Annotated in this window: 12 protein-coding genes; 8 read left to right on the top strand and 4 right to left on the bottom strand. The window is 67.3% G+C overall.

All coding sequences use genetic code 11. The annotated features are described in order from the left end of the window. Positions 1–244: 244 nt before the first annotated feature. The gene (locus tag ACZ75I_RS00720) at positions 245–1,408 is read left to right on the top strand and encodes an acyl-CoA dehydrogenase family protein (protein WP_024956299.1); all 1,164 of its coding nucleotides are present in this window, start codon (positions 245–247) and stop codon (positions 1,406–1,408) included. Between the two features lie 334 nt (positions 1,409–1,742). Here ACZ75I_RS00720 and ACZ75I_RS00725 read toward each other — a convergent pair whose 3' ends face one another. Both ACZ75I_RS00725 and ACZ75I_RS00730 read right to left on the bottom strand, forming a co-directional pair. Further along, positions 1,743–2,222 carry a tRNA (cytidine(34)-2'-O)-methyltransferase gene (locus ACZ75I_RS00725; RefSeq protein WP_472958574.1) on the bottom strand — a complete coding sequence of 160 codons (480 nt, stop codon included), beginning with the start codon at positions 2,220–2,222 and terminating at the stop codon, positions 1,743–1,745. Between the two features lie 69 nt (positions 2,223–2,291). Continuing rightward, positions 2,292–2,768: an XAC0231 family protein gene (locus ACZ75I_RS00730; RefSeq protein ID WP_005420793.1), complete on the bottom strand. Its 477-nt coding sequence runs from the start codon at positions 2,766–2,768 to the stop codon at positions 2,292–2,294. A gap of 416 nt (positions 2,769–3,184) precedes the next feature. Between ACZ75I_RS00730 and ACZ75I_RS00735 the strand changes: the two genes are divergently transcribed. From ACZ75I_RS00735 to ACZ75I_RS00750, 4 genes are all read left to right on the top strand, one after another. Continuing rightward, on the top strand, positions 3,185–6,034 hold the full coding sequence (locus ACZ75I_RS00735; protein ID WP_180870014.1) for a M16 family metallopeptidase: 2,850 nt from the start codon (positions 3,185–3,187) through the stop codon (positions 6,032–6,034). Positions 6,035–6,256: 222 nt separating this feature from the next. Further along, a complete protein-coding gene (locus tag ACZ75I_RS00740) occupies positions 6,257–6,574 on the top strand; it encodes a DUF4156 domain-containing protein (protein WP_005407628.1) in 318 nt (105 codons plus the stop codon). 102 nt (positions 6,575–6,676) lie between these two features. After that, entirely contained in the window at positions 6,677–7,693 is a 1,017-nt protein-coding gene (locus ACZ75I_RS00745; RefSeq protein WP_005420782.1) for a 3-oxoacyl-ACP synthase III, read from the top strand. 140 nt (positions 7,694–7,833) lie between these two features. Beyond that, entirely contained in the window at positions 7,834–8,724 is an 891-nt protein-coding gene (locus tag ACZ75I_RS00750) for an alpha/beta fold hydrolase (RefSeq protein ID WP_346476323.1), read from the top strand. A gap of 76 nt (positions 8,725–8,800) precedes the next feature. On the opposite strand, the gene ACZ75I_RS00755 is transcribed toward ACZ75I_RS00750, so the two are convergent. Further along, positions 8,801–9,232 (bottom strand): YkgJ family cysteine cluster protein, encoded by a 432-nt coding sequence (locus tag ACZ75I_RS00755; RefSeq protein ID WP_005407630.1) that lies wholly within the window; start codon positions 9,230–9,232, stop codon positions 8,801–8,803. A gap of 104 nt (positions 9,233–9,336) precedes the next feature. On the opposite strand from ACZ75I_RS00755, the gene oleC reads away from it, so the two are divergent. The 3 genes from oleC to ACZ75I_RS00770 all read left to right on the top strand — a co-directional run bounded on the left by oleC (position 9,337) and on the right by ACZ75I_RS00770 (position 12,221). Beyond that, on the top strand, positions 9,337–10,995 hold the full coding sequence (gene oleC / locus ACZ75I_RS00760) for an olefin beta-lactone synthetase (protein WP_242894437.1): 1,659 nt from the start codon (positions 9,337–9,339) through the stop codon (positions 10,993–10,995). Continuing rightward, entirely contained in the window at positions 10,992–11,984 is a 993-nt protein-coding gene (oleD, locus tag ACZ75I_RS00765) for a 2-alkyl-3-oxoalkanoate reductase (RefSeq protein WP_180870009.1), read from the top strand. Before oleC ends, oleD begins: the two co-directional genes overlap by 4 nt. Before the next feature lie 81 nt (positions 11,985–12,065). Beyond that, entirely contained in the window at positions 12,066–12,221 is a 156-nt protein-coding gene (locus tag ACZ75I_RS00770) for a DUF1328 domain-containing protein (protein WP_005407633.1), read from the top strand. 76 nt (positions 12,222–12,297) lie between these two features. On the opposite strand, the gene ddlA is transcribed toward ACZ75I_RS00770, so the two are convergent. Next, entirely contained in the window at positions 12,298–13,392 is a 1,095-nt protein-coding gene (ddlA, locus tag ACZ75I_RS00775) for a D-alanine--D-alanine ligase (RefSeq protein ID WP_472958575.1), read from the bottom strand. Between the last annotated feature and the right edge of the window lie 177 nt (positions 13,393–13,569).

Below are 13,569 nucleotides of genomic sequence, written 5' to 3' on the forward strand. Positions count from 1 at the left end.
CGTGGGTAGGGCCGGCATCGGGGCCACCGGCGGTGCCTGGGAATCGCGCGTGCGGCCACGGGCGAAACGGTTGTTTGAATGTGTCAGGGTACCGGGCCGCGCGTGATCGAGCTAGATCGGCCATGTTCACGTCATGATTGCTGCATTGCAGCGTAGCGGTGCATCTCTGGTGGGTGCCGACCTTGGTCGGCACGCTCTGCCCGGATGACCGACAATGGCCGGGTCCTGACTGCGTGTGAGTGCCATGGCTTTGCATCCGTACGATCTGTTCGATGTCCGTTCCCTGCTCAACGAGGAAGAGCGCGCAGTGCAGGAGAGCGTCGCCCGCTTCACCAACGAGCGCGTGCTGCCGATCATCGGCGATGCTTTCGACCAGGCCCGCTTCCCCGACGAACTGGTGCCGGAGATCGCCTCGTTGGGCCTGCTGGGCGCGACCCTGCCGACCGAGTACGGCGGCGGTGGCCTCGGCGCGGTCAGCTATGGCCTGATCTGCCAGGAGCTGGAGCGCGGGGATTCGGGCCTGCGCAGCTTCGTTTCGGTGCAGAGCTCGCTGTGCATGTATCCCATCTACGCGTACGGCAGCGAGGAACAGCGCCAGCAGTGGCTGCCGGCGATGGCACGCGGCGAACTGATCGGCTGCTTCGGCCTGACCGAGGCGCACGGTGGTTCCGACCCGGCCAGCATGAAGACCCGCGCGGTGCGCGACGGCAGTGACTGGCGCATCAGCGGCAGCAAGATGTGGATCACCAGCGGCCCGGTGGCCGACCTGGCCATCGTCTGGGCGCAGACCGAGGATGGCATCCAGGGCTTCGTTCTGGAGAAGGGCATGGCCGGGTTCACGACGCAGGAAATCAAGCACAAGATGAGCCTGCGCGCGTCGCTGACCGGTGCGCTGTTCTTCGATGACGTGCGCGTGCCCGACAGCCATCGCCTGCCGAACGTGAAGGGCCTGAAGGGGCCGCTGGGCTGCCTGACCCAGGCCCGTTACGGCATCAGCTGGGGGCCGATCGGTGCGGCGATTGCCTGCCTGGATGAAGCGCTGGGCTATGCCAAGGAGCGTGTGCTGTTTGGTCGTCCGCTGGCGGCCACGCAGAGCGCGCAGATCAAGCTGGCCGAGATGGCCCGCCGCATCACCACCGCGCAGCTGCTGGCCTTGCAGCTGGGCCGCCTGAAGGAAGCCGGCCAGCTGCAGCCGCAGCAGGTCAGCCTGGCCAAGTGGAACAACTGCCGCATGGCCATCGATATCGCCCGCGAGTGTCGCGATCTGCTCGGTGGGGCTGGGATCACCACCGAGCACGTGGCGATCCGCCACGCGCTGAACCTGGAATCGGTGATCACCTACGAGGGCACCGAGACCGTGCACCAGCTGGTGATCGGCCGCGAACTGACCGGCATCAACGCGTTCTGAGTGCATCGGTAGTGCCGGCCGCTGGCCGGCATTGCCAGGTAGGGTGCACGCGCCCCGGGCAACGCAAGGGCGCCCACTCCTGATTGATCCAGGCGGAAGGCATCCACGCATGGCGTGGATTTACCGCGCGGCTGTTGGGTCCGCCTTGAAGCGAGCCGAGCACCACAGGTCCGGCGGGGGCGAAGAGGCGCGGGTGTCTGAGCGCAGCGAGTTCCGCGCCGTCCCCCGGCGGGCCGAGGAGCGCAGGGTACCGGTGCGCAGCACCGGCTCGCCGATGGCGGCGCGTTTCTTTGGTTACTTTCTTTGCGCGAGCAAAGAAAGTGACGCACGTGAGCTACGCCCCACCGGCAAACCCATGCTGCCGCCACGCCTCGTACATCACCACGGCAACGGTGTTGGAAAGATTGAGGCTGCGGTTGTCCGGCCGCATCGGCAGGCGCAGGCGGCGGCCATCCGGCAGTGCATCGAGCACGTCCTGCGGCAGGCCACGGCTTTCCGGGCCGAACAGGAACGCATCGCGCTCTTCAAAGGCCACGCTGTCGTAGCGCACGCTGGCGCGGGTACTGAGTGCGAACAACCGATTCGGTGCGATCCGCGCCAGCGCGGTGTCCAGGTCGGGGTGCACCTGCAGGCGCGAGTACTCGTGGTAGTCCAGCCCGGCGCGCTTGAGCTGCTTGTCTTCCAGTGCGAAGCCGAGTGGCTCGACCAGGTGCAGCTGCGCGCCGGTGTTGGCGCAGAGCCGGATCACATTGCCCGTGTTGGGCGGGATTTCCGGTTGGAACAGGATCACGTGGAACTGGGGCGCGGCATTCATCGGCGCAGTGTACCTGCGACGACCGCCGCCTTTACGGCGCACGCCCTGCGCGGGGCAGGGCGGCACCGGTTACGGGCGCAGCAGGACCTGGGCGGTTTCGGTGGCCAGGGCCTGCAGGTCGGCAGCGCTCGGACGCACCTGCAGGGCTGGCAGATTGACGATGACCGAGTTGGCGACGTTGGTGGCAGCGGCAGCCAGGGTGGCGGCGTAGCGCTGGGCTTCCAGTTCGGCGGCCAGGGCGACGCGCTGTTCCAGGCTCGGGCGCACTTCCACCGAGGCCAGGGTGGTGATCGGCATCGCGGCGGCGACCGGGGTGGCGACGTAGCCGTTGCGCTCAGCCAGCTGGTCGGCGCTGGGGCGCACTTCCACGGTGGCCAGGGTCGGGATGCCGCTGGCCTGTTCCCAGGCCTGCTGGGCCAGCTGGTCGGCGGCAGGGCGAACCTGCACGGTGGACAGGGTCGTGATCGATTCGGAGGCCTGCACCGACGAAACAACCGCGGTGCCGGCGATCAGGGCGATGGCGATGGCAATGGTCTTGGCGTTCATGACGGGGCCTGTTTAGTGTTGGTGAGTAGTGGTGTGGTAGTAAGGTAGTACACCAATTCTGGGCATGCAAGAGAAATTTTCGATTTCCTGCATTTGTTCATTCTTCAGTCAGCTTTTGTCTGAAGCCCTTCCTGGCGCAGGAAGTACCAAGCAATCCGCGTGCCAACTTTTAGTTATTGATTTGCAAGGGTTTTCGGTGGTCCCGAAAGTGTCCGGTGGGCGGACACCTGTCCATTCGATAAGCCGCGGACACTGTCCGGACGCCTTCAGCCGGCGTCTGTGACGTTTCAAGAACACCCGTGGGCGTCGGGCAGGATGGCCATCTGGGCAAACACCCCCAGTGACTGGCGACCGATTCCGGCCGCCGCGTGCGCAGGCTAGGATCGAGGTTCACCTATGTGACCAAGGATCCGGATATGTCTCTCGCCCTTCGCCCGCGCGCTGCACTGCTGGCTGTCGCCCTCAGCACCGCCCTGGGCACGCTTGTGCCTTCCCATGCGCTGGCGGCCAAGCCGGCCGCACCGGCCAAGGTCGATATCCCGTATGAGCAGTTCACCCTGCCCAACGGCCTGCGCGTGATCGTGCATACCGATCGCAAGGCGCCGATCGTTGCGGTCAACGTCTGGTACCACGTGGGCAGCAAGGACGAGCCGGCTGGCCGTACCGGCTTCGCGCACCTGTTCGAACACCTGATGTTCCAGGGCAGCGAAAACCACGACGGCGAGTTCTTCGAGCCGTTCAAGCAGGTGGGCGCCACCAACCAGAACGGCACCACCAACACCGACCGCACCAATTACTTCGAGAACGTGCCGACCACCGCGCTGGACATGGCACTGTGGATGGAATCGGACCGCATGGGCCATCTGGTCGGTGCGATCGACCAGGCCGCGCTGGACGAGCAGCGTGGCGTGGTGCAGAACGAGAAGCGCCAGGGCGAGAACCAGCCCTACGGCCAGGCCTGGGACCAGCTCAACAAGGCGCTGTACCCGGTGGGCCACCCGTACCACCACGGCGTGATCGGGTCGATGAACGATCTGAACGCGGCGTCGCTGGATGACGTGAAGACCTGGTTCCGTACCTGGTACGGCCCGAACAACGCGGTGCTGGTGCTGGCCGGCGACATCGACCTGGCCACCGCCAAGGAAAAGGTCGCCAGGTACTTCGGCAGCATCCCGGCCGGCCCGACCATGGCGCAGCCGGCGGTGAACGTGGCCAAGCGTAGTGCCGACACGCGCGAGACGATGACCGACAAGGTGCCGCAGGCGCGCATCTACCGCGCCTGGAACGTGCCGCAGGTCGGCACCATCGAGGTCGATCAGCTGCAGTTGTTCGCGCAGGTGCTGGGCGGTGCGAAGTCTTCGCGCCTGAGCCAGCGCCTGCAGCACCAGGACAAGCTGGTGGACAGCATCGCGTCGGGCCTGTCGACCTCGCAGTTGGGCTCGAACTTCGTGATCATGGCGACGGTCAAGCAGGGCCAGGACCCGGCCAAGGTCGAGAAGATCATCGACGAGGAACTGGACCGGCTGATCAAGCAGGGCCCGACCGCGGCCGAACTGGAGCGTGCCAAGACCGGTGCCCGCGCCGGCTTCATCCGCGGCATCGAGCGCATCGGTGGCTTCGGCGGCAAGGCCGACGCCCTTGCAGAATGTGCGGTGTTCACCGGCGACCCGGGCTGCTTCCGTACCTCGCTGGCCAACATCGAGAAGGCCAGTGCTGCTGATCTGAGCCGGCTCGGCGCGCAGTGGCTGGACAAGGGCAGCCACACCCTGGTGATCGCACCGGGTGAGCGCGTGGCGCTGAAGGAAGACCCGAGCCAGGCGCCGAAGCCGTTCACCGTGCCGGCGGTGGACCCGAAGTACAGCACCCTGCCCGAGCAGGTCGACCGCAAGGCCGGCGTGCCGCAGACCCGCGACTTCCCGCAGCTGAAGTTCCCGGCGCTGCAGCGCGCCACGCTGAAGAACGGCACCCAGGTGATCCTGGCCGAGCGCCACGAGATTCCGGTGGTGCAGTTCAGCTACCAGTTCCCGGGCGGCTTCAGTGCCGACCAGGGCCGCAAGCCGGGCACCGCCAACTTCACCATGAGCCTGATGACCGAAGGCGCCGGCAAGCTGGGCTCGCTGGCCTTCGCCGACGCCGCGGATGCGCTGGGCGCCAGCCTGGATGCTTCGGCCGGCCTGGACTCGATGAGCGTGGACCTGTCGGCGCTGAAGGAAAACCTGGTGCCGTCGCTGGCGCTGTACCGCGACCTGCTGCGCGAGCCGCGCTTCGAGCAGGGCGAGATCGACCGGGTCAAGGCGAGCTGGATCGCTGGCATCCAGCAGGAGAAGGTCAACCCGGGTGCGGTGGCGATGCGCGTGCTGCCCCCGCTGCTGTACGGCAAGGGCCACCCGTATGCCATTCCGTTTACCGGTAGCGGTGACGAGGCGGCGATCAACGGCCTGACCCGCGAGGACCTGGTCGACTTCCACCACGACTGGCTGCGCCCGCAGAACGGCACCCTGATCGTGGTCGGCGACACCACCCTGGCCGAGATCGTGCCGCTGCTGGACAAGCAGCTGGGCGACTGGAAGGCCAGTGGCGAGGCCCCGCAGGTGAAGGCGGCCACCGACGTTGCGCTGCCGAAGGGCCCGCGCGTGTTCCTGATCGACCAGCCGGGCGCGGTACAGGCCAACCTGTTTGCCGGCCAGGTGGTGGCACCTTCCAGCGCCACCAGTTCGACCCGCTTCGACATCGCCAACGGCGTGATCGGCGGCGACTTCACCTCGCGCCTGAACATGAACCTGCGCGAGGACAAGCACTGGTCGTACGGTGCGCGCAGCAGCGCGGTCAATTCGGTGGGCCAGCGCCCGTGGATGGCCAGCGCGCCGGTGCAGATCGACAAGACCGGCCCGGCACTGGCGGAAATGCGCAAGGAAATCGCCGCGTTCGCCGATGGCAGCAAGCCGGCCACCGCTGCCGAGGTCAACCGCATCCGCAACATCCAGACCCTGAGCCTGCCCGGTGCCTACGAGACCGCCAGTGCGGTGGCGTCGACCATCGGTTCGATCGTGCAGTTCAAGCGCCCGGACGATTACGTGCTGCGGCGCAAGGCCGAGATCGAGGCGATGACCCCGGCGCAGGTGCAGCAGGCCGCCGCCGAGATCAAGCCGCAGGCCCTGACCTGGGTGGTGGTGGGTGACCTCAAGCAGACCGAAGCGGCCGTGCGCGCGCTGAACCTGGGCGAGGTGACGGTGATCGACGCCGAAGGCAACCCGGTCAAGAAATAAGGGATGTGCCTGCCCGCCCCCGGCGGGCAGGCCTCCCCAGGTAGTGCCGGCCGCTGGCCGGCAACCCCGTCATGCATCCGGGGTCAGAGCCCCCTGCGGGGGATCCGCCCCCTCTGCCGATCTGGGGTCGGATCCCCCACAGGGGGCTCTGACCCCGGCCCCGGCTACCCCCGATTCAGGCTGTTCAGGCAGAATCCCCCCATACCCTTCCAGGATCTGCCCATGCGCGTTCTGCTGCTTTCCTCCCTGCTGCTCACCGTCACCGCCTGTACCTGGGTGCCGATCGAACCGGCCGGCAAGGCAACCCGCGTGCTGCCGGCAGGGCCGGTTCCGGCCGGCTGCATCGCCAAGGGCGAGGTGGTGGTCACCGTTAAGAGCAAGGTCGGCTTCTACAACCGCAACCCGCTGCGGGTGCAGGAAGAGCTGGAAACCCTGGCCCGCAACGAGGCCCCGAGCGCCGGCGCCAATGCCGTCCAGGCCGCTGCGGCCCCCGCCGATGGCAGCCAGCGCTTCGCCGCGTTCCAGTGCCCACCGCGCTGAACGCTTCACCATACGGCCGAGGCTGAATTCGTAAAGATGCGGTGAAAGCCCGGGGGTTATAGAATAGCGCCCCCTTTTGCCTGAGCCTTGGCGCTAACCTCGATGCTCTTCAAGAATGTCTCGATCGCCGGCCTGGCACACGTCGACGCACCGCATACGCTGACGACCAAGGAAATCAACGAACGCCTGCAGCCGACGTTGGATCGCCTGGGTATCCGCACCGATGTGCTCGGCGACATCGCCGGCATCCACGCCCGCCGCCTGTGGGACAACGGCGTGCTGGCGTCGGACGCCGCCACCATGGCCGGCCGCAAGGCACTGGAAGACGCGGGCATCACCGCGACCCAGGTCGGCCTGCTGGTCAACACCTCGGTCAGCCGCGACTACCTGGAGCCGTCCACGGCCTCCATCGTGTCGGGCAACCTCGGTGTCAGCGACGAATGCATGACCTTCGACGTCGCCAACGCCTGCCTGGCCTTCATCAACGGCATGGACATCGCGGCGCGCATGATCGAGCGCGGTGATATCGACTACGCGCTGGTGGTGGACGGCGAGACCGCCAACCTGGTGTACGAGAAGACCCTGGAGCGCATGACCGCCCCGGACGTCACCGCCGACGACTTCCGCAACGAGCTGGCCGCGCTGACCACTGGGTCGGGCGCCGCCGCGATGGTGATGGCGCGCGCGGAGCTGGTGCCGGACGCGCCGCGCTACAAGGGCGGCGTGACCCGCTCGGCCACCGAGTGGAACCAGCTGTGCCTGGGCAACCTGGACCGCATGGTCACCGACACCCGCCTGTTGCTGATCGAAGGCATCAAGCTGGCGCAGAAGACCTTCAGCGCCGCCAAGATCGCACTCGGCTGGGCCGTGGAGGAGCTGGACCAGTTCGTGATCCACCAGGTCAGCCAGCCGCACACCGCCGCGTTCATCAAGAACTTCGGCATCGACCCGAAGAAGGTCATGACCATCTTCGGCGAGCACGGCAACATCGGCCCGGCCTCGGTGCCGATCGTACTGAGCAAACTCAAGCAGCTGGGCAAGCTGAAGAAGGGCGATCGCATCGCGCTTCTGGGTATTGGCTCGGGCCTGAACTGCTCGATGGCTGAAGTGGTCTGGTAAGCAGCCCGTTGCCCGACCTCCTGTAGAGCCGAGCCATGCTCGGCTCACGCGCGCAGCGCGGCTCTTCCGCAGCGGACCGGAGAGCAGCCGAGCAACGGCTCGGCTCTACATTGCGCCGCGACTCTCCTTAGGTGCTCCGCATGCGCGATCTTCCCGGTTACCCCGCCCACCCGCAGCGCTTCGAGGTCCGCCCCGGCCTGTCGATGAACTATCTCGACGAGGGCCCGCGCGATGGCGAGGTGGTGGTGATGGTGCACGGCAACCCGTCGTGGAGCTATTACTGGCGCACGCTGGTGGCCGGCCTGTCGGACAGGTACCGCTGCATCGTGCCGGACCACATCGGCATGGGCCTGTCGGACAAGCCCGATGACAGCCGCTATGAATACACGCTGCAGTCGCGCGTGGACGATCTTGATGCGCTGCTGAAGCACCTGGGCATCACCGGCCCGGTGACCCTGGCCGTGCACGACTGGGGCGGCATGATCGGGTTCGGTTGGGCGCTGTCGCACCACGACCAGGTGAAGCGCCTGGTCGTGCTCAACACCGCTGCCTTCCCGATGCCGGCGGCGAAGAAGATGCCGTGGCAGATCGCGCTGGGTCGCCACTGGAAGATCGGCGAGTGGATCATCCGCAGCTTCAACGCGTTCTCGTCCGGGGCCTCTTGGCTTGGCGTGGAGCGCAGGATGCCGGCCGATGTGCGCCGCGCCTACGTGTCGCCGTACAACAGCTGGGCCAACCGCATCAGCACCATCCGCTTCATGCAGGACATCCCGCTGTCGCCGGCTGACAAGGCCTGGTCGCTGCTGGAGCGTGCCGGCAAGGCACTGCCCTCGTTCGCCGACCGCCCGGCCTTCCTCGGCTGGGGCCTGCGTGACTTCGTGTTCGACCATCATTTCCTGAAGGGTTTCCAGGCCGCACTGCCGCAGGCCCATGTGCATGCCTTCGAGGACGCCGGCCACTATGTGCTGGAAGACAAGCACGAAGTGCTGGTACCGGAGATCCGCGCGTTCCTGGACGCCAACCCGATCTGAGAGGTGTGCCGACCAACGGTCGGCACCCACAAGTGGAAGGTATGGGTGGGTGCCGACCGTTGGTCGGCACACCGGATTATGCGGCGACCGGTGCCTGCGGCGGCGAGGACGGGCTGTTGCCGTTGTCGTCTGGATGATCGTCGTCATTGTCGGCGTCATCGCGCCAACGCCAGTCGGCCGGCGTCAGCGGATCCAGGCCATAGGCAATGCGCGCCTTGTCGCACTGCGGGCTGGCCTTGCCGTATTCCCACGATGCATCCACCTCACGGCACACGCTGGGCCGGTTGGGGTGGATGGTGCAGCGTGAATACACGCCGATCTGCGCATCCAGCGCGACGCAGCGCACCGGCTTGGAATGGGTGCCGCGCATGCACAGGCGGTGCGGATCCAGCACCTCGGTGAGCTGATGCGGCACGCCGCCGGGGGTGACCTCGTCCGATTCCATCCAGTGGAAGGCCACGCGGTACTGGGTGCAGCAGGCGCCGCAGGTCATGCAGGGATGTTGCATGGGCAAGCCGCCTCGGGCGGCAGTCGGAATCAGGAACGAGGGAGCGGATTTTCCACGAAGTGGGCCGCCGCGCAAGAAATTCCGTAAGCGGCGACAATGAACGGATGAACCGACCCTGCAATATCGCCGCACGGCTGCCTGAACTGGCGCGTGAACGCCCCGACCAGATCGCCATCCGCTGCCCCGGCCGCCGCGGCGCCGGCAACGGCATGGCCGCCTACGATGTCACCCTCGATTACCGTCAGCTGGACGCCCGCAGTGATGCCATGGCCGCCGGCCTGGCCGGTTACGGGATCGGCCGTGGCGTGCGCACGGTGGTGATGGTGCGGCCTTCTCCGGAGTTCTTCCTGCTGATGTTCGCGCTGTTCAAGCTGGGCGCAGTGCCGGTGCTGGTCGATCCGGGCATCGACCGGCGCGCGCTGAAGCAGTGCCTGGACGAGGCGCAGCCGCAGGCCTTCATCGGCATTCCGCTGGCGCATGTGGCGAGGCTGGTGCTGCGCTGGGCGCCGTCGGCCACCCGGCTGGTGACGGTCGGCCGCCGCCTCGGCTGGGGCGGCACCACGCTGGCCACGCTGGAGCGCGCTGGCGCCAGCGCTGGGCCGATGCTGGCCGACACCGATGGCGAGGACATGGCGGCGATCCTGTTTACCAGCGGCTCCACCGGCGTGCCCAAGGGCGTGGTCTACCGCCACCGCCACTTCGTCGGCCAGATCCAGTTGCTGGGCAGTGCCTTCGGCATGGAAGCGGGTGGGGTGGACCTGCCGACCTTCCCACCGTTCGCGCTGTTCGACCCGGCGTTGGGCCTGACTTCGGTGATCCCGGACATGGACCCGACGCGGCCGGCGCAGGCCGACCCGGGACGCCTGCACGATGCGATCCAGCGCTTCGGCGTGACCCAGCTGTTCGGCTCGCCAGCGCTGATGCGGGTGCTGGCTCGGCACGGGCGGCCACTGCCGACGGTGACCCGGGTGACCTCGGCCGGGGCACCGGTGCCGCCGGACGTGGTCGCCACCATCCGCAGCCTGCTGCCGGCCGATGCGCAGTTCTGGACCCCCTATGGCGCCACCGAGTGCCTGCCGGTGGCGGTGGTCGAAGGCCGCGAACTGGAGCGCACCCGTGCGGCGACCGAGGCCGGTGCCGGCACCTGCGTGGGCAGCGTGGTGGCCCCCAACGAGGTGCGCATCATCGCCATCGACGACGCACCGCTGCCGGACTGGTCGCAGGCGCGCGTGCTGGCGGTGGGGGAAGTGGGGGAAATCACCGTGGCCGGGCCGACCGCCACCGACAGCTACTTCAACCGCCCGCAGGCCACCGCGGCGGCGAAGATCCGCGAGACGCTGGCCGACGGCAGCACCCGCGTGGTGCATCGCATGGGCGACGTCGGTTATTTCGATGTGCAGGGCCGCCTGTGGTTCTGCGGGCGCAAGACGCAACGCGTGGAAACCGCGCGCGGGCCGCTGTACACCGAGCAGGTCGAGCCGGTGTTCAACACCGTGGCCGGCGTGGCGCGCACGGCACTGGTCGGCGTCGGCGCCGCCGGCGCGCAGGTGCCGGTGCTGTGCGTGGAGCTGCAGCGCGGCCAGTCCGACAGCCCGGCGCTGCAGGAAGCGCTGCGTGCGCACGCCGCCGCCCGCCTGCCGGAGGCCGGCCTGCAGCACTTCCTGGTGCATCCGGCGTTCCCCGTCGATATCCGTCACAACGCCAAGATCGGCCGCGAAAAGCTCGCCGTCTGGGCCAGCGCCGAACTGGAGAAGCGCGCATGAAGATCCTGGTCACCGGTGGCGGTGGTTTCCTTGGGCAGGCGCTGTGCCGCGGGCTGGTCGAGCGTGGCCACCAGGTGCTGGCGTTCAACCGCAGTCATTACCCGGAACTGCAGGCGATGGGCGTGGGCCAGATCCGCGGTGATCTGGCCGATGCGCAGGCGGTGCTGCATGCGGTGGCCGGCGTCGATGCGGTGTTCCACAACGGCGCCAAGGCCGGCGCATGGGGCAGCTATGACAGCTACCACCAGGCCAACGTGGTCGGCACCGACAACGTCCTCGCGGCCTGCCGCGCGCATGGCATCAACCGGCTGGTCTACACCTCCACGCCCAGCGTGACCCATCGTGCCACGCACCCGGTGGAAGGCCTGGGGGCTGACGAGGTGCCGTACGGCGAAGATTTCCAGGCGCCGTATGCGGCCACCAAGGCGATCGCCGAACAGCGCGTGCTGGCCGCCAACGATGCAGCGTTGGCGACGGTGGCGCTGCGTCCGCGCCTGATCTGGGGCCCCGGTGACCAGCAGCTGGTGCCGAGGCTGGCCGAGCGTGCGCGGCAGGGACGCCTGCGCCTGGTGGGCGATGGCAACAACAAGGTCGATACCACCTACATCGACAACGCCGCGCTGGCGCACTTCCTCGCCTTTGACGCCCTGGCACCGGGCGCTGCGTGTGCGGGCAAGGCCTACTTCATCTCCAACGGCGAGCCGTTGCCGATGCGCGAGCTGGTGAACAAGCTGTTGGCTGCGGTGGGTGCGCCATCCGTGGACAAGGCGATCAGCTTCAAGACCGCCTACCGCATCGGCGCCGTCTGCGAGCGGCTGTGGCCGCTGCTGCGCCTGCGCGGCGAGCCGCCGCTGACCCGCTTCCTGGCCGAGCAGCTGTGCACGCCGCATTGGTACAGCATGGAACCGGCGCGCCGTGACTTCGGCTACGTGCCGCAGGTCAGCATCGAAGAAGGGCTGCGCAGGCTGAAGGCTTCATCTGCTGCATAGATCGCCATCACTGGTTGCACACCGCAGGATCGGGAGGATGGACCCACGCCATCCAAGGCTCGACCACCCGCGAGGAGCGCCATGCTGCACTACGCCATCATCTTCTTTGTCATCGCCATCATCGCCGCCGTTCTGGGTTTCTCCGGAATTGCCGGCGCCGCAACGAACATCGCCTGGATCCTGTTCGTAGTGTTCCTGATCCTTGCGGTGATCTCGATGTTCCGCAAGCGAGGCTAGCTGGTAGTGCCGGCCGCTGGCCGGTATCACTTTCCGCAGAGTCGAGCCATGCTCGACTCTGCGGGCGATAACAACGCTATACAGCGCTCTGCAGTTCGCGATCGGCTTCATGGCGCTCCAGCGCCAGCTCGATCAGGCGGGTGATCAGCGTGGTGTAGTCCACGCCGCTGGCACCCCACAGCTTCGGGTACATGCTGATGCGGGTGAAGCCGGGCAGCGTGTTGACCTCGTTGATGATGATGTCGCCGCCCGCGGTGAGGAACACATCCACGCGTGCCATGCCGGCACACTCCAGCGCCTGGTAGGCCCGCAGCGCGATCTGCTGGATGCGTGCCTGGGTTGCAGCATCGATATCCGCGGGTACCACCACTTCGGCACCATCGGTGTTGATGTACTTGGTGTCGTAGGCGTAGAACTCGTCGTGCACCACTACCTCGCCGCACAGGCTGGCCTGCGGATGTTCGTTGCCCAGCACCGCGCACTCGATCTCGCGGCCGATCACCGCCGATTCCACCAGCACTTTGTGGTCGTAGCGCAGCGCCAATGCCAGCGCTCCGGCAAAGCCCGCCGCATCCTTGACCTTGCTCACGCCTACCGACGAGCCTTGGTTGGCCGGCTTCACGAACAGCGGCAGGCCAAGCTGGGCGATCACCGCATCGACATCCACTTCCGCCACCTGCTGGCGGCGGATGCACAGCCACGGCGCCACCTGCAGCCCGGCGTCGCGCAGCAGGCGCTTGGTCACGTCCTTGTCCATCGCTACTGCCGAGCCCAGTACCGGCGAACCGACGAAGGGCAGGTTGGCCATGCGCAGCAGGCCCTGCAGCGCTCCGTCCTCGCCCAGCGGCCCGTGCACGATCGGCAGCACCACATCGATCTGCGCCAAGGCGCTGGCCGCATCGCACGGCTGCAGCTGCCCCTGCTCGGCACCGGGAAGGACCGCCAGCGACTGGCCGGAGCGGTGCAGCGCGATGCACGAGGGATCTTCGGCATTGATCAGGAACGTCTCCGGCTGGCTCAGGTGCCACTGCCCCTGCTTGTCGATGCCGACCAGCACCGGATCGAAGCGCTCGCGATCGAGCGCATCGAGGATGTTCTTCGCCGACTGCAGAGAAACTTCGTGCTCGGAAGACTTGCCCCCGAAGATGATGCCGACCCGGGTCCGTGCCATGGGGAATGCGATGTCCTGTGCGTTGCGTGGCCTCATAGCATGAACCTTCATCGGCCCTCCGCGTGAGGCACAGATGAACCGGATATCCATCCACGCATGGCGTGGATCTGCCGTGTCGACCAAGGTCGACACCCACCAACAGCAACACAGAACGCCGTCCCGACAGATCGCAGCAAG

The sequence above is a fragment of the Stenotrophomonas sp. X genome (genome assembly GCF_055721025.1).